The organism is Aeromonas sp. FDAARGOS 1410, assembly GCF_019048745.1.
Lineage (GTDB): Bacteria > Pseudomonadota > Gammaproteobacteria > Enterobacterales > Aeromonadaceae > Aeromonas > Aeromonas jandaei.
In genome coordinates this window covers 1,860,599-1,883,325 of the sequence record NZ_CP077401.1, presented here as the reverse complement: position 1 = coordinate 1,883,325, position 22,727 = coordinate 1,860,599, and the positions used below count along the sequence as shown (strand labels likewise).

Annotated in this window: 18 protein-coding genes; 5 read left to right on the top strand and 13 right to left on the bottom strand. The window is 54.8% G+C overall.

Annotated elements, in window-relative coordinates:
- Positions 1–32 precede the first annotated feature (32 nt).
- The 3 genes from I6L40_RS09030 to I6L40_RS09020 all read right to left on the bottom strand — a co-directional run bounded on the left by I6L40_RS09030 (position 33) and on the right by I6L40_RS09020 (position 2,820).
- Positions 33–359 (bottom strand): hypothetical protein, encoded by a 327-nt coding sequence (locus I6L40_RS09030; RefSeq protein WP_017778717.1) that lies wholly within the window; start codon positions 357–359, stop codon positions 33–35.
- A 163-nt stretch (positions 360–522) separates the two neighbouring features.
- Positions 523–786, bottom strand: coding sequence for an ArsR/SmtB family transcription factor (locus I6L40_RS09025; protein ID WP_367948932.1), 264 nt, complete (start codon positions 784–786; stop codon positions 523–525).
- A 213-nt stretch (positions 787–999) separates the two neighbouring features.
- On the bottom strand, positions 1,000–2,820 hold the full coding sequence (locus tag I6L40_RS09020; protein WP_216995318.1) for a recombinase family protein: 1,821 nt from the start codon (positions 2,818–2,820) through the stop codon (positions 1,000–1,002).
- A gap of 1,462 nt (positions 2,821–4,282) precedes the next feature.
- Between I6L40_RS09020 and rimO the strand changes: the two genes are divergently transcribed.
- Positions 4,283–5,710 (top strand): 30S ribosomal protein S12 methylthiotransferase RimO, encoded by a 1,428-nt coding sequence (rimO, locus tag I6L40_RS09015; protein WP_254204090.1) that lies wholly within the window; start codon positions 4,283–4,285, stop codon positions 5,708–5,710.
- A 107-nt stretch (positions 5,711–5,817) separates the two neighbouring features.
- Here the strand turns inward: rimO and I6L40_RS09010 are convergent, their stop codons facing one another.
- Complete coding sequence (locus I6L40_RS09010) at positions 5,818–6,399, bottom strand: DUF1349 domain-containing protein (RefSeq protein ID WP_216995317.1); 582 nt, start codon at positions 6,397–6,399, stop codon at positions 5,818–5,820.
- Between the two features lie 47 nt (positions 6,400–6,446).
- Complete coding sequence (locus I6L40_RS09005) at positions 6,447–6,785, bottom strand: YcgJ family protein (RefSeq protein ID WP_216995316.1); 339 nt, start codon at positions 6,783–6,785, stop codon at positions 6,447–6,449.
- 209 nt (positions 6,786–6,994) lie between these two features.
- On the opposite strand from I6L40_RS09005, the gene I6L40_RS09000 reads away from it, so the two are divergent.
- Positions 6,995–7,672: a Crp/Fnr family transcriptional regulator gene (locus tag I6L40_RS09000; RefSeq protein WP_216995315.1), complete on the top strand. Its 678-nt coding sequence runs from the start codon at positions 6,995–6,997 to the stop codon at positions 7,670–7,672.
- Positions 7,673–7,750: 78 nt separating this feature from the next.
- On the opposite strand, the gene tsgA is transcribed toward I6L40_RS09000, so the two are convergent.
- The 3 genes from tsgA to I6L40_RS08985 all read right to left on the bottom strand — a co-directional run bounded on the left by tsgA (position 7,751) and on the right by I6L40_RS08985 (position 10,330).
- Complete coding sequence (gene tsgA, locus I6L40_RS08995; protein WP_203977009.1) at positions 7,751–8,914, bottom strand: MFS transporter TsgA; 1,164 nt, start codon at positions 8,912–8,914, stop codon at positions 7,751–7,753.
- A gap of 53 nt (positions 8,915–8,967) precedes the next feature.
- On the bottom strand, positions 8,968–9,669 hold the full coding sequence (gene deoD / locus I6L40_RS08990) for a purine-nucleoside phosphorylase (protein WP_216995314.1): 702 nt from the start codon (positions 9,667–9,669) through the stop codon (positions 8,968–8,970).
- 283 nt (positions 9,670–9,952) lie between these two features.
- Positions 9,953–10,330 (bottom strand): hypothetical protein, encoded by a 378-nt coding sequence (locus I6L40_RS08985; RefSeq protein WP_216995313.1) that lies wholly within the window; start codon positions 10,328–10,330, stop codon positions 9,953–9,955.
- 584 nt (positions 10,331–10,914) lie between these two features.
- Between I6L40_RS08985 and I6L40_RS08980 the strand changes: the two genes are divergently transcribed.
- Complete coding sequence (locus I6L40_RS08980; RefSeq protein ID WP_216995312.1) at positions 10,915–12,825, top strand: AIPR family protein; 1,911 nt, start codon at positions 10,915–10,917, stop codon at positions 12,823–12,825.
- Positions 12,826–13,007: 182 nt separating this feature from the next.
- Here I6L40_RS08980 and thrC read toward each other — a convergent pair whose 3' ends face one another.
- The 4 genes from thrC to I6L40_RS08960 all read right to left on the bottom strand — a co-directional run bounded on the left by thrC (position 13,008) and on the right by I6L40_RS08960 (position 18,707).
- On the bottom strand, positions 13,008–14,282 hold the full coding sequence (gene thrC / locus I6L40_RS08975) for a threonine synthase (RefSeq protein WP_216995311.1): 1,275 nt from the start codon (positions 14,280–14,282) through the stop codon (positions 13,008–13,010).
- Positions 14,279–15,274, bottom strand: a complete 996-nt coding sequence (gene thrB / locus I6L40_RS08970; protein ID WP_201930137.1) for a homoserine kinase — start codon at positions 15,272–15,274, stop codon at positions 14,279–14,281. The genes thrC and thrB overlap by 4 nt, the downstream gene beginning before the upstream one ends.
- A gap of 2 nt (positions 15,275–15,276) precedes the next feature.
- A complete protein-coding gene (gene thrA, locus I6L40_RS08965) occupies positions 15,277–17,754 on the bottom strand; it encodes a bifunctional aspartate kinase/homoserine dehydrogenase I (RefSeq protein ID WP_216995310.1) in 2,478 nt (825 codons plus the stop codon).
- 260 nt (positions 17,755–18,014) lie between these two features.
- The gene (locus I6L40_RS08960; RefSeq protein ID WP_041208306.1) at positions 18,015–18,707 is read right to left on the bottom strand and encodes a tRNA/rRNA methyltransferase; all 693 of its coding nucleotides are present in this window, start codon (positions 18,705–18,707) and stop codon (positions 18,015–18,017) included.
- Between the two features lie 206 nt (positions 18,708–18,913).
- Between I6L40_RS08960 and aceK the strand changes: the two genes are divergently transcribed.
- Positions 18,914–20,641 (top strand): bifunctional isocitrate dehydrogenase kinase/phosphatase, encoded by a 1,728-nt coding sequence (aceK, locus tag I6L40_RS08955; RefSeq protein ID WP_043851432.1) that lies wholly within the window; start codon positions 18,914–18,916, stop codon positions 20,639–20,641.
- Between the two features lie 78 nt (positions 20,642–20,719).
- Here aceK and tesB read toward each other — a convergent pair whose 3' ends face one another.
- A complete protein-coding gene (gene tesB, locus I6L40_RS08950) occupies positions 20,720–21,586 on the bottom strand; it encodes an acyl-CoA thioesterase II (protein WP_042032451.1) in 867 nt (288 codons plus the stop codon).
- Positions 21,587–21,758: 172 nt separating this feature from the next.
- On the opposite strand from tesB, the gene I6L40_RS08945 reads away from it, so the two are divergent.
- On the top strand, positions 21,759–22,493 hold the full coding sequence (locus tag I6L40_RS08945; protein ID WP_216995309.1) for an ABC transporter substrate-binding protein: 735 nt from the start codon (positions 21,759–21,761) through the stop codon (positions 22,491–22,493).
- Positions 22,494–22,727: the final 234 nt, after the last annotated feature.

Here is a 22,727-nt window from a genome sequence, read left to right as displayed (position 1 = left end):
AAACTTACGTTAAGCGCATGATTTTATTTGCTTTATCTGTTTCGCCCACTACCCATTCCATGCTGAAGTGCAATCACATGGACATCACCGTTGTAGCTGACTTTGACTGTGTTGATACTTTTGCCCATGGGGAGTTGCAGTTGCTTTGTCTTCCCAGGAGTAGCCATTACAGTACCCAGTTTAGTGTCATCCAGGGTAGATACACTCACAGTGTCGGTACTAAGTGCGTTGGCACTCCAATCCATATATATAATGTTGTGCCCAGCACGAACGTTATAAGGCACCGGAGCCTGAGCAAAAGCGGAGAAGCTTCCGACGACCAGCGTACATGCCATTAATGCACCAATTTTAATATTCATAAACCACCTCATTTAATTATGACTCAAGTTACGTGACTAACTATAAACTCTGAGTCATTACATGAAGCTGTCACAAAAATTACAAATTAGTAATAAACCTATTGAAGAGCGCTTGGGGAAAGCTGGATGACTGGATCAGGACATACGCTATTTTTTGACCTGCTCAGATAGAGATTCGGTTCATGCAGCACTCTTCGCGGAGAAATATGATGATCTCTTCCAGCACTTCGTATTGAGAGACGCACAGTAGGGTACGACTTTCCCGATTCTGCTTGACCAGGCCAACCGAGACCAGCGCGGCAATGTGGTGGCTTAGGGTCGATGCGGGAATGGCGAGCTGCTTTTGCAAGTCTCCAACAGGCAGGCCCTGCTCTCCCGCTAGATGCAGCGATACCGGAAATTTAATGTCATAAATATTAAGATGCATCAGGGGATGGGTAACTTTAGCCATTCCCCATATTTACCTTGCCATGCACAGCTCAAAAGATGTTGGAAGCAGCTATAGGGTAGATTCATATGCCATATGGTTAGCATCATGGTGTAAATATATGGTATTGCTTGTCTTATCAGGATAACTTAGTAAGTTGACATATCAACCATTGGTAATGGTCAAAATCTTTTCAACCAACTGACACAATAATTACTGGATTTTTGGAACCCAACATTCAAATTTTTCAATCGCTGCACACATTTCATCAGTTATAGATTGTTCCTTTAAAGCTTTTATCCTTTTATTGAGATATAGATCATCAGAAATGCTTAGATCAGTGCCATTAACTAAGTCTAACATTTTAATCATCGTGCCATCTTTATCTATACACTCAAAATTATTGACAAATTTGTTGTAAGCTAGGAATGCTTCCTCGTTCTCCTGCTGATGATGCATGTCAAAACCGAAATCAGCGATGTACTTATTGTCAATGACAATACCATCAGTACTCATCCCACCAAATAACTCAACCTGAATGTAGAAACAGCTAGTAACAGAATGTACTTTTATGGATTTAACGGTCTTATATATTGTATCTCTGACCTCATTTCTTATATCAGTCTGATTGTAGTCAATGAAGCTTGGTGGTATATGCATATATATATCTGGATTGATAGAGATCTCTGCATGACTTCTTTCAATGATCAACTCTTCATTTAACTTTTTGCGCTCCCTAGATAGGCTATTTAATCGTTCAGTAAACAAAATCTCTATATCACCCTCTGTGGCAGCCTCAATAGATTGAAATGTACTCTTTATTTTTGAACTTATCGCATCTATTTTATTCTTTAGTAAAGCAACCTTATTCTCATTTTCATTTTTTTTGGGCTGAAGAATGACACTGCCAATCAGCAACATGAGTGCGTACTCAAAATAACGGTTATCAAATGTTGCAGCTGTGCAGCTTTTCACCGATGTGTCTGATCTACCGCTGCATTTATAACGAAGTTTTTCATCTTTTTTTCCAGCTTTACTGCGGTAGACCTGTAGTGAACTGCCACAATCACCGCAAGTGGCGATACGCATTCCCGTAATGATGCCCGCAGCGCTTTTCAGCTTACTAGTAAATTGCTTTTTTTCACTACGCACATGCCTAGCTTGTGCGAATTCAGCCTCAGTGCAAGCTAGGGGGTAATAGCTTTCCAATAGATGCTCACGACCATCAATATGAATTATTTTTTCACCTAAGACTGCCCGATCACTGATAACCTTTTTAATAAGGTTTATCCCCCACCCTTCCTTATTAGAATTTTGAGCTATTGTAGGGGGAGTATAGTTTTCATCTAAATATTTTTTTATTGTTATATGCCCCTTCCCTTCTCGAATCATCATAATCATTTCTTTAACTATAGAGAAATAATATGGATGAGGGCGTACAAACCCAGTTGTCGTATCAACCCAAAATTTATTTTTACCGAAGCCATTAATTGCAGCTGGATAACCATCTGCATCGCACTCACCATTTTGATGACGCTTTAATGCAACACGAGCTGCACCAGTAACCCGAGCAGAAAGTTTATTTGTATAATCATTGCTGCTTTCAAGTTTAACTAGTGACAAAATCGCGGATGCAAGATTATCTTTTTGATATACTGCCCCATCAATCCATGTATAAACAACAATATTGGCTGCGAGAATACAGGTTAAGAACTCACTGGCTCTTGTTAACGCTAAGCGAGAGAAACGATCGATGTTTTCCATGGCCAATACAGAGCCGGGTGCAATATGACCTGAACGACTTAGTTCAATAAACCTCCCCAGACATCCATGTTCAATGTTTTCCCCCTTACTGGCTGACATTCCGTTATCTGACATATAGATAACGGGCATGTTACTATATTTTAACTTTGTTGCATCAACCAAAGCCCCCTCAGTCTGACGTTGTACGCCAGTTTTATTACCGGCGGCCTGCTTATCCGTACTTACACGACTATACAGATATAGTGTTGGTGCAGACGACCTTAAATCCATAACATCTCCAAAAATTGATTCTATGACGAGGCTATATATGCTAGATACACAACTATACTTGTACGCTACCGGTACAGTTGAATTAAATTAAAGCAGACATGCCTAGACCAGATGCCCAGCTACGACACAATCACTTAGCGCCGTTCATTTTCTGAACACAAACACTATTGCCGACACACGGTATATAACCACTAGCAAACATTTAAATGGAAGGTTATATCCAAAAACACTAGATATCAACCCCCATCAAAAAATAATCACCTCATCAGAAATAAACTATCCATACTCTCTATTATTAATTTCCACTTATATATTTCAGGCTAGGAAGTAGCAAGGAGAAACGAGGGTTCGCAGTCATACTGCCGTAATAATACCACCACCATGGCGATGTCTTGTTCTTTCTCAAGATACGCTTGCTCAAGCGCGAAATGAAGGTTGCGCATATTCGGTGTAGATGACGATAGACTCCAATGATAAAAAGATACTTGACCAAAGTCCGTGATGGTGTGGCACCGAGAACATGATGGTCAGCCGATGAGTTTGGTCAAAATAAGCAGGAAGAACGTGACCACGTAAACATATTAATTATATTGAATGTCACTTCTTTGACCAACTGGCAAGTAAGGAAGATCGGCACATTTCTGCTTTCTGCTTTCTGCTTTCTGCTTTCTGCTTTCTGCTTTCTGCTTTCTGCTTTCTGCTTTCTGCTTTCTGCTTATCAGTGATAAGCGTACTTATTGCATGCCCCATGCATAATAAACTTTAATATACAAGAGAGACTTTCATATTTTCTCTTCAATAAAAAGCCTGCGAGGGGTAGTAAAACTGGTTTCTCTTCGCTGCGTAGCAGCGGAATGTTGAAACGCTAAAATTTTATTACCTCTCTTATTATTAGTAAATGGACAATTTTTAGAATTTTTCAAGTGGGGGGATGTGAAAAGAAGTTAAAAATCACCTCCCTTGACTAAATTACAACCAACAATGCTGGTTTTTACCTATCCCCCCCGTCGACTTATTACTTATTGACAAACCCCATGCTCAATACAGACTATCAGATCGACAATTACCTGTGCCCCTATCGGTGTAGTCAAGAGTTACTCTGCTTACGAGCAACTCCTGGTACTGGCAGCGAAGTTCGCGGCAACCAGCAGGATGATCAGCACCAGACTGCGATCCATGACGCAGGTTGCAAGCAAATCGGCACTGCCTAACTGTTTAGTGTAGATCTCCCCCTCATGCTGTAGGCTGTAGACACTGGCATGAGGAATTCGAGTCAGAACTCGTGACCGAGGACACTGTTGTTGATGATCGCATCGTCATCACCTCTCAAGAAAAGACACAAAATATCGCGCATTGAAATCTAATATCACAGGTTAAAAAATGCACACATCACTTCTTCCTCTTTCCCGCTCATCAGGTATAATCCGCAATCTTTTTTTGCATTAGTGACCAGCGATCCTCTATGACCGTCAACCGTTTTGACCCTAGCTCAGACAGCCTGACACCTGCAACTACGCGGGTTCAGCCATCGGACGACCAACCTGTCCAACAAGCGACTTCCAGCATTATTAGGTCTCACCATCCAAGGATTGGTTTTGTGAGCTTGGGTTGCCCGAAAAACCTGGTCGATTCCGAGCGCATCCTGACCCAGCTGCGTACCGAAGGGTACGACGTGGTGCCCAGCTATGACGATGCCGAGCTGGTTGTCGTCAACACCTGTGGCTTTATCGACAGTGCCGTGCAGGAGTCGCTCGAAGCGATCGGCGAAGCGCTGGCCGAGAACGGCAAGGTGATCGTCACCGGCTGCCTTGGCGCCAAAGAGAATCAGATCCGCGAGATCCACCCCAAGGTGCTCGAGATCACCGGCCCCCACGCCTATGAAGAGGTACTGGGCCACGTCCACAAATATGTGGAGAAGCCGCAGCACAACCCCTTCACCAGTCTGGTACCGGCCCACGGCGTCAAGCTGACCCCGCGCCACTACGCCTATCTGAAGATTTCCGAAGGGTGCAACCACCGCTGCACCTTCTGCATCATCCCCTCCATGCGCGGGGATCTGGTGAGCCGCCCCATCGGCGACGTGCTGGCCGAAGCCAAGCGCCTGAAAGAGGCGGGCGTGAAGGAGCTGCTGGTGATCTCCCAGGACACCTCCGCCTACGGCGTCGATGTGAAGCACCGCACCGGTTTCTACGACGGTATGCCGGTCAAGACCAGCATGGTCGCCCTGTGCGAAGAGCTGGCCAAGCTCGATATCTGGGTACGTCTGCACTACGTCTACCCCTACCCGCACGTGGATGACGTCATCCCGCTGATGCGCGATGGCAAGATCCTGCCATACCTCGACATCCCGCTGCAGCACGCCAGCCCGCGCATCCTCAAACTGATGAAGCGCCCGGGTTCGGTCGAGCGCACCCTGGAGCGGATCCAGAAGTGGCGCGAGATCTGCCCGCAGATCACCCTGCGTTCAACCTTTATCGTCGGCTTCCCGGGCGAGACCGAGGAAGATTTCCAGATGCTGCTCGACTTCATCGACAAGGCGGAGCTGGATCGGGTCGGCTGCTTCAAATACAGCCCGGTCGAAGGTGCCCTGGCCAACGAGCTGCCGGATCCGGTACCGGAAGCCGTGCAGGAAGAGCGCTTCCAGCGCTTTATGGAGCTGCAACAGCAGGTCTCCATCCGCAAGCTGGCCCGCAAAGTAGGTCAGGAGATGACCGTTATCATCGACGAAGTGGACGAAGAGGGCGCCACTGGCCGCTCTTTTGCCGATGCACCGGAGATCGATGGTCTGGTCTACCTCAACGGCGAAACCGGCCTCAAGCCGGGCGACATGGTCAAGGTGCGGATCGACGAATCCGACGAATATGACCTGTGGGCCAGCCTGATTGGCTAACCCTGCCATGGGTAAACACGCCGCATGTTGAGCCGATAGCGTTCAACGTAACTAAACAAAAAGCGCCTGATGGCGCTTTTTGTTTAACAACTACCGGCGATAAAACCCTAGCCGAGGTCGTGCAGCGCCTTGCCAAGGGGCGGTGTGAGGCGCAAATCAGAGAAACGCACCGCCAGTCCCTGCCGCTCCGGCGTGCAGCACATCACCCCGATAAAGCAACTTTCGCTTGGCGGAAACGGGGCGAGGCGCAGCAGCGGCCACACCTTGCCATCGGTGGAGTATTGCAGGCGCAGACAGTCCGCCAGCCGGGTCAGCCGCAGCCAGAAACGGCGCGGATTGCCGGTAAAAATACCGGTAGCCCAGTCAGAGCGCGGATTGGTCAACACGCTGCCGATCATCGGCTGATCGTCGTTGTACTCGATACCGGCCTTGAGCCAGTGTTCATCGTCTTGCAGCAGCATCAGACCCGCCTGATCGTAGAGGGTGGTGAACTCCCCCTCGACGCAGACCTGAAAGGTAAACTCACCCGCCACCTCGCAGCCATAGACATGGCCGCTGTGGCGCTCGAAGCCATACCAGGTGCTGCGCCAAAAATCGGTCTGCTGGTCCGTGACTACCTGCAAGCCATCGCTGGTCTGGTGCCATTCGGCGGGCTCATTGAGCCAGCGCCACTGCGTCCCTTCCATCATCTCGTTTAACTCCTGTTGTCTCGCCAACTTTGCCTCCAGCGGCCCGCTTACTTGCCCTGCTTGAAGAGGATGGCGGTGAAGTGGCTCTCTTTGGTGCGCGGGAAGTAGCGATCCTTGTAGCACTGCTGCTCGCGGCTCTCGCAATGCACCCCGTTGCTCAGGGTGTAGCTGCCAGAGTCGGCCCCTTGCAGGTTCTTCTGCAAACGGCTGGCCGCCTGCTCCCCGAGATGGGCGCGGGTCAGGCCGATGGAGATCCCCTGCGGGTCGGCGCAATAGCCGCCCTTCTTGTCGCACACCACCTTGGCGGCGGGAGAGAAGACTGCCGGAGCCGCGTGAACGCCCCCGATTAGCAGCAGCGCCACCAGCGCAGCCGAGCGTTTGAACATGGTGTTACCTTGATAAACCTTGCAAATCAGGGCGTTAATTTATCACTCCGATTCCGTGATGGCCAATTGCAACCGCCCTATCCGCCGGTTGCCACGCAAAGCCCACATGGAGGCTTGGCGCCAAGCGGGCCGCCACCGCTGCGGGGCTGGCTTATCGGGGGGCGAACATGTGTAATAGCCGCCTCTACACGTCAGTCAAAGAGTCCGCCATGCAACTCAAACCCCTTCTCAAGGGGCGCTTTCAGCCCCACTGGCAGGCCAGCCACGATCTCATTGAACAGGTGGTCATCTCCTGCATCACGGAGCGGCGCCTGATCCCCGAGGGGGAGCCCCTGATGCGTCAGGGGGAGCAATTGCGGGATCTGGTGCTGGTGCCGAATGGCCGCATCGCCATGGGCCACACCGCCATGAATGGCCGCCGCTTTCAGCTCGGCACCCTGGAGTGCGACAACCAGCTCTTTGGCGAGATGGAGTTCTTCACCGGCTACCGCTGCCAGCTCGACATCGTCGCCGAGGAGCCGCTGGAAGTGGCCCGCATCGACGGCGAGCAGCTGGAGCAGGCGCTGGTCGCCCACCCCAAGGTGGCGCTCTTCTTTGCCACCGCCATAGCCATCGACTATCAGGACACGGTGGATATCTTCACCTGCCGGATGCTCTACCCCATCAGCTACAACATCGCCCTTGACCTCTATCACAGCCACTGCCACGACAACCCGGTGAGCGGCTTTCGCAAGGGGTATCAGGAGGCGGAACGCTTCGGCACGACCGACCGGGTCTACCGGCGAGCGGTGAAGGAGCTGATGGATAAAGGATTGGTGGAGCGCGGCGAGGAGGGGTTGCAGATCCGCGATCTGGCGGGGCTCAGGGCCTTTCTGGAGCAGCCATAAGTCGCAGGCATCAGTTGCCGGTTAAAGACAAAAAAGAGGGGCGGTCGATACCGCCCCTCTTGCTGTTTACTCTCCCGCTCAGGCGAGACATGGCTGGGGCCGGGCCATGCGCAGCGACGCTACCAGCATAGCGAGGATCACACCATAGATAAGCGGGATGGCGTACATCACCGCCTGCAAGCCGATCACCTGCTCGAACATAGCGCTGATGGCCGGGCTGAACATGGCCCCCGCGCTGCCGCTGATAAGGATGTAGGAGACGTTCTTGCTCGATGCCTGCCGTACAAACGACACCCCGTAGGCGATAAAGGCGTTGTAGAGGGCCGCGCAGACAAAGCCGTAACCGTAGGTGAGGTAAGGCAGCTGGCTCAGGTTGTCGGTGGTGACGATAAGCGCCGTCATCCCCATCGCCAGCGTGATGATCACCAGGAGGAAGGTGCGGATCGCAACGCGGGTCACGATGGCGGTCGAGACCAGCGCGCCGAGCAGGGCCGCAGTCCAGTATTGGGTGATGATATTGCCCGCCTCCTCGAAGGGGATGCCGAACTTGTTCTTCACGAACATGGGCGCCCAGGTGAGGAAGGTGTAGAGCGCCAGCATGCCCAGAAAAAGCCCCAACCCGCCGCTGATGATGCCGAGGTTCCACTCCGAGTGCTCGTTGCCGGCGCTCTCGCCACCCGCCTCGCAGCTGCGGAAGTTGGTCAGCACCGCCACCAGCATGGTTGCCAGCGCCACCACACCCACCGCCAGATAGCTCCAGCTCCACGCCATGGCGTGGGTCAGGGTGTAGGTAGTGATAAGCGGAAAGACCACCCCGGCCACGTTGAAGGTGGCATCCTGCACCACCAGCATGGTGCTCTGCATCCGCGCCTGCCAGACGCTCACCACCAGAGTCCCCGCAATGCAGAGCCCCACCCCGCCGCACAGGCCAATCACCGTCATGGCCGCCATCACCACATAGAGCGAGCCGGTCAGATGAAGCGAAGCCGCCGCCAGCGCGATCAGGCCGTAGCAGAGCAGCGTCATCCGCTTGAGCCCCACCTTCTCGATGAGGAAGAAGGCGGCAATGGTGCCCGCCAGCGCCCCGCCGTTGAGCAGGGAGAAGATGGAGGCCACCTGATTGACGTCGGCGCCAAACTTGGCGGCGATGGGGTCGATCAGCATGCCGAACTGGGTCGCAAAACCGGCCATCACGAAGTTGGCCAGGAAGCTGATGGCAGTGAGGGAGAGCTTATTGTTCATATTGGATCTCTCTTGGGGTCAGGGTGCGTGCAGGGTTGGGCGGGCCGCGGCGCTTACAGCGCGGTGTGCAGCGCCAGCTCGATCATCTGGTTGAAGGAGAGCTGCCGCTCCTCGGCAGTGGTCTCTTCACCGGTCAGGCAGTGGTCGGAGACAGTCAGGATGGCGAGCGCCTCGATCCCCTGCTGATGGGCCAGCCCGTAGAGACCGGCCACCTCCATGTCGATGCCGAGCACGCCGAACTTCTCCAGCGCCGGAATGAGGTTTTCGTCCGGATCGTAATAGAGGTCGCCGGTGAAGATATTGCCCACCTTGACCGGAATCGCCTTCTCCTGCGCCTTGGTAAAGGCCTTGTGCAGCAGGGCGAAGTTGGCCGAGGTGGCCATCTGGTAACCGGCGCTACGCTTGGCGTTGGTCGGGGAGTCGGTGCCCGCCGCCTGCGCCAGAATCACGTCACGCATCTGCACGTGGCGCTGGGTCGCCCCCAGACTGCCGATACGGATGATCCGCTTGACCCCGAAGTCGTTCACCAGCTCGTGGGCGTAGAGCACCATGGAGGGGATCCCCATGCCGTGGCCCATCACCGAGATACGCTGGCCGTTGTAGTAGCCGGTGTAGCCCAGCATATTGCGCACATTGGTCACCTCGCGCGCATCGGTCAGAAAGGTCTCGGCGATGTAGCGGGCCCGCAGCGGGTCCCCCGGCATGATGACGGTCTCGGCGAAATCGCCCGGGTTGGCATTGATATGAGCGGTCATTATTGTTGTGCTCCAGTTTGACTCGTGTGGATGAGGGCATCCTAGCCCCCGCCCCCTCGCCCCTTGCAGGACAAAAGTCCTGTTGCCCCGATCGAGATCCCAGTTCCGGCAACTTCTCCATGACTGCTCCGCTTGCCTCCCCTGCACCGCCGCTGTTCCGCCCTTAATCAGCCCTGCCCTTGCGGCAAGGGCCGTGTCACTCGCTCAGTGATAACATCCCTGTGCCCCAAAAAGCGCGGGGGGCCTGATGGCCCCCCGCAAACACACCGGATGAGAAAATGCCTTACTTGGCGGCGCTATCCTTCACGCACTTCTGGACAAAGCTGTTCTTGGCCGCGCCAGCCAGCTTCTTGTCGGCTGCCGCCTTCTCGCACTTGGCCGCCGGATCCACCGCCGCGCCCGTCTTCACGCACTTCTGGATAAAGCTGTTCTTGGCCGCACCGGCCAGCTTCTTGTCGGCGGCCGCCTTCTCGCACTCGCCGGTCGCGGCGCCCGCGGCATCTTTCATGCACTTGCCGACAAAGCTGGTCTTGGCGGCGCCGTTCAGCTTTTTGGCCGCGGCCTGCGCCTCGCACTGCAACTGGGCTGTGTCGTTGGCAAAGACCGGATTGGCCAGCAGCACGCTGCCGCAGAGCAGGCCGAACAGGATGGTACGCTTCATGGGTGATCTCCTCTCTATCTGGTGATGTGTTTGCATGGTCATATCTGCATGACGATGTGTTGCAAATGGCTGTGATTGCAACAGCTGATTGTTGCCCCAGATCCCCCGCCTCGCCAGCTTGGGAGACGGAGCAGAGGGCAACCAGCGCCCGCACTATAGCGCCGATTGCCCATGCGGGATTGCCCCCAGCCAGCCATCCCTAAACGGCAAGCCAGCCGAGTTCCTTCCCGTCAGGCTCGCCAACCCCAATAAAATCAAGGGCCATGGGGATCCAGTGCCCGCTTCAACAATTTCTTGAGCCAGCTCATAAAACGTATAGATCTCGGATGGTTACGTCATTTTCTGACTGGCGCAACCGGATTCGATTGGCCTATCATAGCCATCCGGTGCCTATTGCTGCGATGGGCTGCTGCCCCCGCTGGTTAATGGAGCATATTGGAAGCTGTAATCCACGGGCGGTAGCGTGATTTTTGGTGAGGTAGCCACTTGCTGAAAAGAATGGTTGTTCCAGATTTTCCTTATATATTGAAATATCACATAGTAAAAATGATTTTATCTTCAAACTTTATTGATTGGTAACTTCTATGAAGAACCGTGACTTTTATAACCTTTTAGATCAAGACCTAGCAACAATCGTTAATGATTTTGACCAAGAACTAACAAACAAATTAAAACAAGATCAACAAAAAAAATCATATGCACTCCTAATTTGGTTTTTGCATTTTTACTCTGGCATTTCAGATGTTAATGACTATATAACTGATGGCCATGGTGACCATTCATGCGACATAATATTAGATAAAAAGAATAGCCAGGGTGATAACGTATTTTATTTAATACAATCCAAATGGAATAATATAAACAATTGTTCAGGTCAACTTGAAAAAGATATCGTAAAGTCATATCTCTCTGATGCACAAAGTATTCTTAGGGGTGATAAAGAAGAAACAGCAAACAAGAAATTTAATTCTCGCTATGATGCACTTAAAAATCACATTAGATCAAATGGAGAGGTTAAGGTTATCTATTTGACATTGAAAAATGATTGTATCGAAACGCAATCAAACATAAAGTCTTTTGAAAGTTTTTTTGGAGGTCGTGTAACAGTAGAGTGTTTTGACATCAATAGATTAAAACTTGATTATATTGATAGAAACTTTAAAAAAAGCACGCCTCCTAATCCGCTAGAAAAAATTTATAACCCAGAATTCGAGAAAATCACAATAAATATAGTCAGAGATGATCAGCAAAATCTACTTAAGATAAATAGCCCTTTTCCAGCGCATGTATTTAATGTACTACCTAAGACCATTTATGAACTAGTATTGAGATATGGCGTCTCTTTATTTGACAAAAACATCAGAAATCCTTTGGTTTCATCAAAGATAAATGCAGAGATAGTTAACTCATTAAAAAATGACCCATCTTACTTTTGGTACTATAACAATGGCATAACAGCAATCACTAGGGCAATACCAGCCATTAATAGTCAAGCAGAATCATTCCAGATAACAGGTTTACAAATAATAAATGGAGCCCAAACAGCGTATTCAATTTACCTCGCTTACTCACAGGCAAGCTTAGAAGAACGAGAAATAATTGATTCAGAAGCAAGAATAACATTACGTTTACTGAAGTCTGGTGGTAAAGACTTTGACTTAAAAGTTACTAAGTATACAAACTCACAGAATCCAGTATCAGAAAGAGATTTCTGGTCTACCGATCCACTACAGATTCAGATTCAAAATTATTTCTACAGTACTAATGTTTGGTATGAAAAAAGATCAGGAGAATTCAGAAAACACCCCAAAGATATAATTAAAGTCCCAAATACATTCGTGGCCTCAGCTCATCTTGCATTCTGGTTATCCAATCCGGTTTTAGTTTTTGACGCTGCAATGCAACGAGAAAATAAGGGTATAGACCTTATTTTTACATCATATAAAGAAAATAAAGATGGTCTCTATGAGAGGATCTTTAATAAAGACACAAAAAACGAACATATATTTGCATCCTTTTGTATATTTGACATCCTTACAGACTCAGCTCCATTTCCTGTTGATAATGTATACTTCACGAATGCATTTCATATTATGGCCATTTCAAAGATAATACTTAAAAAATACTTGTCAGCAAAATACACCAAAGAAGTTAACATTTGTAACTATATAATTAATGCGTATCAGGATGGCAGTAGAGAAGTTATAAGGAAGTGCATACAACACTCATCCAATTTAATGAAGAATGAGGTTAATCCAATAAGTGCGCTCTCTACAGATGGCGAAGTTGAAACAACTGAGCTTGATGATGACATGACTGAAAAGATGATAAACCTAATGACCAAGTCAGCTCATTTTGAAATGCTTATGGAAAAAATAGAAAAGATGGAGCTAACCACAGATGACATTGATAACATTGTACTAAAGGAACATGAAGCAGACATCAATGAATTTAATGAGGATTTAGATTTAACAGACGTAAAAATAACACACTAACAATCTCGAATGCATAGTCTGTATGTACAGCACGTAGGTTCGATTAGCGAAGCGTAATCGGACGCTCGCGATACAAATATTTCATGATATTGCCAGTTGCCTTTAGATACCGACTTTCACCCACAAAAATCCCCCGTTTACCGGGGGATTTTTATTTCTATCGGTTATCTCAGCTCAGCGGCTTACCCCACCAAAAACGCCCTTAACCGGGCAAACTCCGCAGGCAAATTAACAGAGAGCAGCGGCAGCTCGGCATGCTTGGCGAGCGGGCCGGGCAGCGGTACATCGAGACTCAGGATCTCGTCCACCGACTCCTTGAACTTGGCGGGATGGGCGGTGCAAAGGAATACCCCCACCTCGTCCTCGGCCAGCTGTTCGCCCAGCAGATCCCAGGCAATGGCGCCGTGGGGCTCGCAGAGGTAATCCAGCTGGTGCAGCCGTTTCAGCGCATCACGGGTGTGGGCATCGTCACGCATGCCAGAACCCAGGGTCTCCAGCGCCCAGCCCTTGCGACGGCAGAGCTCTTCTACCCGCGGCCAGTTGTTGGGGCGGCTGACATCCATGGCATTCGACAGGGTTGCCACTGTCTGGTGCGGCTCCCACTGACCGGTTTTCAGGTAGCGCGGCACGGTATCGTTGGCGTTGGTGGCGGCGATAAAGCGCTTCACCGGCAGCCCCAGCGCCTTGGCGATGAGACCTGCGGTGAGGTTGCCAAAGTTGCCGGACGGCACGCTGATCACCGCCTTGGCACGATCGGCCTTGGGCAGCTGGGCCACCGCCTCGAAGTAGTAGCAAACCTGCGCCAGCAGACGGCTGATATTGATGGAGTTGGCGGAGTTGAGGCCAATGGCCTTTTTCAGCGCCTCGTCGTCAAAGGCCTGTTTTACCAACGCCTGACAGGCATCGAAGTCACCGTCGATGGCGATGGTGCGGATATTGCCGCCGAGGGTGCAGAAGAGCTTCTCCTGCAAGGGGCTGATCTTGCCCTTGGGATAGAGGATCACCACCTCGATCCCCTCCAGCCCATAGAAGGCGTGGGCCACGGCGGCGCCGGTGTCGCCGGAGGTGGCGGTGAGGATGGTGATCTTGTCGTTGGTGCGAAACGCCGCGAGGCACTGGGCCATAAAGCGGCCGCCGAAATCCTTGAACGCCAGGGTCGGGCCGTGGAACAGCTCAAGGGCATAGGTGTTGTCCTTGAGTTTCACCAGCGGCGCCGGGAAGGTGAAGGCGGCGTTGACAAGCTCGCTCACTTTGGCGGCGGGCACTTCGTCCCCCAGCAGGTGGCTCAGGATGCGGGCAGAGCGTTCGGCCAGCGGCAGATCGAGCAGGGCATCCACATCGGCGAGCGGTTCGAGTTGTTCGGGGAAGAAGAGCCCCTGTTCGCGACCCAAGCCCTGACGCACCGCCTGCGCGAAGCTCACCTGTTCGCTGTTGTCCTTGATGTTGTAGAGATTCATAGCTCGCTTCCTGTTACCCGTGCCCCGGCCATGTCCAGTTTGCAGACCCGGGCAAATCCATCTTCGTTCTGCACGAAATGTGCTTCCATCCAATCCTTCATCCGCTCGGCCTGCGCCAGCTCCTTCATCACCACAAACACGGTGGGGCCGGAGCCCGAGATGCCGGTGGCCAGCGCCCCGTTCTGGGCCGCCTGCGCCCGCACCTCGGCAAAGCCTTCGATCAGCGCCGCGCGGTAGGGCTCGGCAATCACGTCTTTCAGCACACTGGCGGCCAGCGGCTCCTGCCCGGTATAGCTGGCGTGAACAAAGGCAGCCAGGCGGCGGCCATAGGTGAGGCAATCCTGACGGCGATATTGGGCCGGCAAAATGGCGCGGGCCGCGGCGGTGGAGACCACAGTGCCCGGGTAGCAGACCACCCAGTACCACTCGTCAAACACCGGAATGCCCTGGCTGATAACCCCCGCCTCCTCCACCACCAGCTGCATGCCGCCGAGATAACAGGGGGCCACGTTGTCGTAGTGAACGGAGCCGGAGATGCGCCCCTCCATCTCACCCATCAGCAGCAGCAGGGCGTGCTCGTCGAGAGGCTCGCCGTGAAAGGCGTTGAGCCCCTCCAGCGCCGCCACCACGCTGCAAGCGCTGGACCCCAGACCCGAGCCGACCGGCAGGTTCTTCTCCAGCACCATTTCGAGCGGCTTGAGACCAAGGCCGCGCTTCTCCAGCGCCTCGCCATAGGCGACCCAGCAATCAAACAGGATATTCTTTTTCGGATCGTCCGGCAGCTTGTGGGCGTAGCGGCCCACGGCGGAGAGGGCGAACGGCACGTCAGCCGCTTTTACCTGCACCCGATCGCCGAGCAGAGAGCCATCCACGGGGGCGAGCGCCGCCCCCAGTACATCGAATCCCACGCTCAGGTTGGCGCTGGAGGCGGGGGCGTAGGCAACGACACTGCCGCCTTCCGTCATATAAGAGGGGTACATGTCTGAACTCATGCTTATAGCTCCTGCTTCCAGTTCTGGGTGCGCAGCACGTCGGCAAAGACGCCTGCTGCGGTCACTTCGGTACCGGCGCCATAGCCGCGCAGCACCAGCGGGATCGGCTGGTAGTAGGTGGAGAAGAAGGCGAGTGCGTTCTCCCCGTCTTTGACCTTGAACAGCGGCTCGTCGGCACCGACCGCCTTGATGGCGACCTTGCACTTGCCACCTTCAATGGAGCCCACATAGCGCAGCACCTTGCCTTCACGCTGGGCGGCGGCGAACTGGTCGCGGAACCAGCCGTCGGCTTCGGGCAGACGGGCCATAAAGGCTTCCACGTCGCCGCTGGCGTCAAATCCGGGCGGCAACGCCTGCTCGACCTCAACATCGGAGAGCTCCAGCGCCATGCCAGCTTCGCGAGCCAGAATGAGCAGCTTGCGCGCCACATCCATGCCGTTGAGATCGTCGCGGGGATCCGGCTCGGTAAAGCCGTTGCCGCGGGCGATCTTGGTCGCCTCGGAGAAGGCCATCCCCTCGTCCAGCTTGCCGAAGATAAAGGAGAGGGAACCGGAGAGGATGCCGTCGAAGGCGCGCAGCTTGTCACCGGCCATGATGAGGTTCTGCAGGTTCTCGATAACCGGCAGACCGGCGCCCACGTTGGTCTCGTACAGGAACTTGCGGCGAGTCTGGCGGGCGGTGCGGCGCAGCGCCTTGTAGTAATCGAGCGAGCCGGTGTTGGCCTTCTTGTTGGGAGTGACCACATGGAAACCGGCGGCGAGGAAGTCAGCGTACTGGACGGCCACCGCCTCGGAGGAGGTGCAGTCGACGATCACCGGGTTGATGATATGGCTCTCTTCCACCAGCTTTTTCACCCCGTCCAGCGAGAAGCTGTCGCGGGCTTCCACCAGCTGTTCGCGCCAGTTGGCGAGGTTCAGGCCATCCTTGTTGACCGCCATCTGGCGGCTGTTGGCGATGCCGACCACCCGCAGACCGGTGCCCTGCTCGGCCAGTACCGGCTGCTGGCGGGCAATCTGATCCACCAGTGCGGCGCCGACGCCGCCCACCCCGACCACAAAGAGATCGATAAAGTGCTGGCTGCCGAAGAAGTTCTGGTGACACGCCTTGATCGCTTCCGCCACCTTGCCGGAGCGCACCACCGCAGAGATGGAGCGCTCGCTCGAGCCCTGTGCGATGGCGACGATATTGATGGAGGCCTGCGCCAGCGAGGTGAAGAAGCGGGCGGCCATCCCCTTGGCAGTGCGCATGCCGTCACCGATCAGGGAGATGATGGCTAGATCGTTCATGATCTCGAGCGGGTCGAGCAGCTGGTTCTTGAACTCCAGCTCGAACTCGCGCTCCAGCACCTTGCGGGTCTTGTCGCTGTCGTAGCTGTGGATACAGAAGCTGACGCTATATTCGGAAGATGACTGGGTGATCAGCACGATGCTGACCCCGGCGCGGGAGACGGCAGAGAAGATGCGACCGGCCATGCCGACCATCCCCTTCATACCGGGGCCGGAGACGTTGAACATGCACATGCCGGCCAGATCGGAGATGGCCTTCACTTTCAGGTCATCATCGCCGCTCTCGGGGCCGATCAGGGTGCCCGGCCCCTGCGGGTTGAAGCTGTTCTTGATGAGGCAGGGAATGTGGAACTGGGCCACCGGCGCGATGGTTTTCGGGTGCAGCACCTTGGCGCCGAAGTAGGAGAGCTCCATCGCCTCCTTGTAGGAGAGAGTTTTCAGTAAGTAAGCATCCGGCACCAGACGCGGGTCACAGCTGTAGCAGCCCTCGACGTCAGTCCAGATCTCGCAGCACTCGGCATCGACACAGGCGGCCAGCACGGCGGCGGAGTAGTCGGAGCCGTTGCGCCCCAGCAGCACGGTTTCGCCCTTGTCGCTGCCGCCTGTAAAGCCCGGCATCAGATAGAGGCATTGCTGCTTTTCTGCCACAACAGGACGCAAGCCCCTGGCGGCAAAGCGCACCCGGGAGGCTTCGATATCGACGTGGGCTTCCAGATAGCCGCCATCGGTCACCAGCAGCTCTTCCGGCACGATGAGACCCAGCTCGAGGCCACGCACCCGCAGCAGTTCGTGCATAAAGGCGATGGAGAGGTTCTCGCCACGGCTCAGGATGCGCGCCTGCACGTTGTCCGGACAGAGGCCCAGCAGGCGGATGCCCTGCATCAGCCGCTCCACCTGATCCAGTTCGCTGGTCAGGCGTGCCTGCAGCGCCTTGTCATCCAGCGCCGGATAGGCCGCCTTCAACCCGGCCAGCAGGCGGGAGAAGATACCGTTTACTTCAAACAGGGTACTGCTGGCATCCATGCCACGGCTGGTCTGCTCTACCAGCGCCACCAGATGGTTGGTTACCTTGGCAGGAGCAGACAGCACCAGGGCTACCTGAGACTGGCCATGGGTATTCACCGCAATGTCGGCAACCCGTAAAAAACGCTCTGCGTCGGCCAGAGATGACCCGCCAAACTTCAACACTCTCATCGCTTTCTCTCCCTGTAATCCCTGCTGTATAACCGAAAAACCGGTCTGAAAATCATCCAACAAAAAGGCCCGTACTGGGTGGGTACGGGCCTTTTCTGATTTCTGTGCTTGTTCGTCAGCGCATCAACCGGCCCCAGTGCCACCTGTGGTGGTACCGGTAATAATGGTGGTGGTGATGATGTTGGTGAATAGCTGCATGACGAACACTCGTGAACGAAACTGGCTTTTAGCAATACCGCGCCGGGCGCAGGGCTGTCAACTTAAACCTCTTTGCCAAGTTTGCGGGCAAGGTCCTTGCAGAGCAGGTGGAGCATGTTCAAATCCCGCTGCGGCAGCATGGGCACCCGGTCCATCACCCACTGATGCAGTTTTTCATCCTGCGAAACCCCGAGTTCACCCAGAATTTCTGCTGTTTTGCTTTTAAGCACGCGAACCTGTCCGCTGTTATCAATATTTTCTGCTGCGACACTTGCCTCATCGAGCAGCGGGCTCAGCTCGTAGGCGTAGAGCATGATCGCCTGCCCCAGATTGAGGGACGGGTAACTCACCTTGAGCGGCAGATAGCTGATGAGGTCGACCTCGGCCAGTTGCTCGTTGGAGAGGCCCGACTCCTCGCAGCCAAAAACGATGGCGACCTTGTTGAGGGAAGGCTTGGCGCGGATCTGGTCGCGAATTTCAGCTGGCGTGAGGTAGTGCTGGTAGCGGCCACGCTGGCGGGCGGTGGTGGCGATCACCAGATCCATATCGGCCAGCGCCTCGGGCAGGGTATCGAACGCCTCGGCCTGAGCCAGGATCTCCTGCGCGCCGTGGGCTACCCAGCTCGCTTCATCCTCTTCGTGCACCCGGCTTGCCACCAGTCGCATGGCATCAAAGCCCATGGTTTTCATGGCGCGGGCGGCGGCGCCGACGTTGGCGGGGCGGGCAGGTGCCACCAGGACAAAATAGAGCTTCATCGGGTTTCCTCACAGGCCGGACGGCCTCTCAAACAGACGGCAAACAGTCGCTGAACCATCGCCAAAACAGGGGCGCAATCTACCGTTTATCCACGAAAATTGCCACTTGAACAGATGTTTCAATGTTGCCATAGTGGCCTGACGCACGCCTTTTTTGCGCCCGTTTTCCGGCGCATTCGGCCCGAAGAATCACAAGGAAGAGAGAGATGCAGCAGCCATTGGAACAGGCCGTCGCCGAGACCATCTTGCAACGGTTCGAGTCGTTTTACAGCCGGTTTCTCGAGATAACTCGCGGCAGCAAGAGCCGCTTCGAGAACAGCGACTGGCTGGGAGTGCAGCTGGCGGGGCGCGAGCGCATTCGCCTCTATGACCACCATGTAGGGGCCACTGCCAGCTCCATTCGCCAGATGATGGGAGAGCACCACGCCACCCAGGAGTTGCTCAAGCGGGTGAAGGGGGCTTTCAGCGATCTGCTGCCCAAGTGCGAGAACTTCGAGGTGGCGGAGTCCTTCTTCAACTCCGTCTATCGCCGCATCTTTCGCCATCGCAATATCCGCGACGAGAACCTCTATATCCACCCCTTCGTCAGCCGCGGCGACAAGCCCGATCTCAGCGCATTGCTGCGCATCTATCGCACCGATCTGGCCCATCTGCCGCAGACCCTGAGTCAGCTGCTGGGGGATTACAGCTTCACCCTCCCCTACGAGGACAAGCAGCGGGATATTGTGGACATCCACCGCCATCTTGCCGAGAACGGCCCGCAAATCCTCCATGATGAGCCGTTTGCCATCGAGCTATTGAAAGAGGTGTTCTACCGCAACAAGGGGGCCTATCTGGTGGGGCTGATCCGGGTGAAGGATCAGGTTTTCCCCTTTATCCTGCCCCTGCTCAGCACCGGCCAGAGCATCTATGTGGACACCGTCATCTTCGAGCCGGATCTCGCCTCCATCGTCTTTGGCTTCGCCCGCGCCTACTTTATGGTCTATGCCCGCGAACCGGCGCTGTTTGTCGCCTTCCTGCGCCAGATCATGCCCCACAAGCCCGATTACGAGATCTACAACGCCATCGGCTGCCAGAAGCACGGCAAGACCGAGCTCTATCGCCACTACCGCCACCATCTGGCCCAGAGTCGGGATCAGTTCATCATCGCGCCGGGCATCAAGGGGATGGTGATGAGCGTGTTTACCCTCCCCTCCTACGACGTGGTGTTCAAGGTGATCAAGGACGAGTTCACCCCGCCCAAGGAGGTGAGCCACGAGCAGGTCAAAGAGAAGTACCGGCTGGTCAAACAGCATGATCGGGTGGGCCGGATGGCCGATACCCAGGAGTTCACCAACTTCGAGTTTCCGCTGGATCGCATCTCGCCCGAACTCCTTGCCGAGCTCAAGACAGTGGCGCCCTCGGCCCTCACCATCACCGACGACAAGCTGGTGATCAAGCACCTCTACACCGAGCGCAAGATGATCCCGCTCAACCTCTATCTGGACAAGGCGGACGAGCAGCAGACCCGGCTCGCGCTGGAGGAGTACGGCAACGCCATCAAACAGCTGGCGGCGGCCAACATCTTCCCGGGGGACATGCTGTTCAAGAACTTTGGCGTCACCCGCCATGGCCGGGTGGTCTTCTACGACTACGACGAGATCTGCTACATGACGGAGTGCAACTTCCGCCAGATCCCGCCACCGCGCTACCCCGAGGATGAGTGGAGTGCCGAGCCCTGGTACTCGGTGGCCCCCAACGACATCTTTCCCGAGGAGTTCGCCACCTTCCTGCTGCAAAAGCCGCAGGTGCGGGAGATCATGCTGCAACTGCACAAGGAGATGTTCGACGCCAACTACTGGAAGATGCTGCAGAGCAACATCAAGGTGGGGGTGTTCGAGGATGTCTATCCCTACCGGCGCAAGAAGCGCTTCAAATACCAGCGCGGCGGCTGATCCCGCTGGCCCAGCGCACATCGCAGCAACGAAAACGGGGTGGCCAGTGCCACCCCGTTTTGCTATCCGCTTTGCGCCTTAACTGCCGCGACGGCGGATCACCCCCTCCTGCATGGTGCTCGCCACCAGCACACCATCGCGGGTAAAGAACTGGCCGCGCACCAGACCGCGACCGCTGCTGGCGCTCGGGCTGTCTACCACGTAGAGCAGCCAGTCGTCGAAGCGAAAATCCCGGTGGAACCACATGGAGTGATCGATGGTGGCTACCTGCATATCCGGCTCCCAGTACGACACCCCGTGCGGCTGCAGCGAGGTGAGCAGGAAGTTGAAGTCGGAGGCGTAGGCCAGTAAGTATTTGTGCACCCGCAGATCGTCCGGCATCTGGCCGTTGGCCTTGAACCAGACGTGGCGCACCGGGTCCTGCACCGTCGGCCGAATAGGGTCGACCAGGGTCACCGGGCGCATCTCGATGGGCTGCTCGCAGAGGATCTTGTCGCGCAGGGAGGCCGGGATCAGGTTCTCGTAAGGGCGCACCAGCTCCAGCTCGCTCTTGAGCTCCTCCGGCGGAGTGATGCCGGTCGGCATCTGCGCCTGATGCTCGAAACCATCGGCCGGCACCTGAAACGAGGCGTTGAGATAGAAGATGGGCTTGCCGCCCTGAATCGCCTTGACCCGGCGGGTGGAGACGGTCTGGCCGTCGCGGATATTCTCCACGTCATAGACGATGGGACGGGTCACATCCCCCGGACGCAGGAAGTAGGAGTGAAAACTGTGAACCTGACGGCCGGTCTCGACCGTCTGCTTGGCGGCTGACAAGGCCTGCCCCATTACCTGTCCGCCAAACACGGCCCGCAGACCGAGATCCTGGCTCTGGCCCCGAAACAGGCCCTCCTCGATTTTTTCCAGCGCCAGCAACGCCAGCAGCCCATCAAGTACCTTGCTCATTGTTCACTCCTCTGTCAGAGCCGCACAGGCTAACAAGCTCACCGGAGCAGAGCAACCGCCACACGTCCGTTCATGTCGCCCGGAAGGCGCAGAAACAGTGCGCTTCGAATCTGTTTTTTCCCCGGTGAAACCGTTAATCTGAAAAAAGTCGATAGAGGCGAGGTCACCAGCCATGCACATTCGTTATCCACTCACCCTCTCTGTCGCTCATCCCTCTTGTTTGCGCCTGCGCCATCCGCTGCTTGCCCCTCTCCTTGCGCTCTCGCTGCTCCCTGCCAGCGCGGCGCAGAGTGCGGTGATCATCACCGGCGAACTGCCCCCTTACTCCTCTGCGGAGCTGGCCAATGGCGGCGAGCTGGCAAGCAAGGTGCTCACCATTCTCAAAGCGGCTGGCCACCCGGATCTGCAGATCTCCTATCAGCCCTGGCCACGCGGACTTAAAAACATCGAGCTGGGCAACGCCATCGCCGCGTTCCCCTTTACCTGGACCAACGAGCGCAGCAACAGCCTGCTGTTCAGTACCCCCATCGCCTTCGATATCCAGTCCTGGTACACCACGCCCGACAAGAAGGGGCTGGAATCCCCGCCCTGGCAGCAAAAAACCGCCTGCGTGCCCAAGGGGTGGTTCTCCGACGCCATCGAACGGGTCATCAACGATCAGGGGCTGATCGTCAGAACCACCAACCGCCTCAACCAGTGCGTCGAGCTGCTGAAAAAGGGCAAAGTCGATCTGGTGCCCATCAACGACACCTCGAAAAAGAACCTCTCCGAAGAGGACAGCGCCGCCCTCTACCGCCTCTCGCTGTTTCGCCAGAACGTCACCTTCTATCTGGTCACCTCCCGCAACGAAGAGGGGGAGAAGTTTATCCACGACTTCAACGACAAATGGAATGCCCAGGCCTACTGACACGACCGCCCCTCCAGCTCGCAGACACCGCCGCATATCCCCGCCCCCTGGCCGAAGAACACAGCCTGGCCGCATCGGCACCATCAATACCGCAGGATCGGAGGCCGTTGCCACCCCACTATTCGGTGACTCACTCTGCAACCACTTATGGGATTATTTCACTGGTGATACAGCGAGCCAGCAACTCGTTACATGGATGCAAAAATCATCGCATCGGACGGGAGCTTGGCTGGC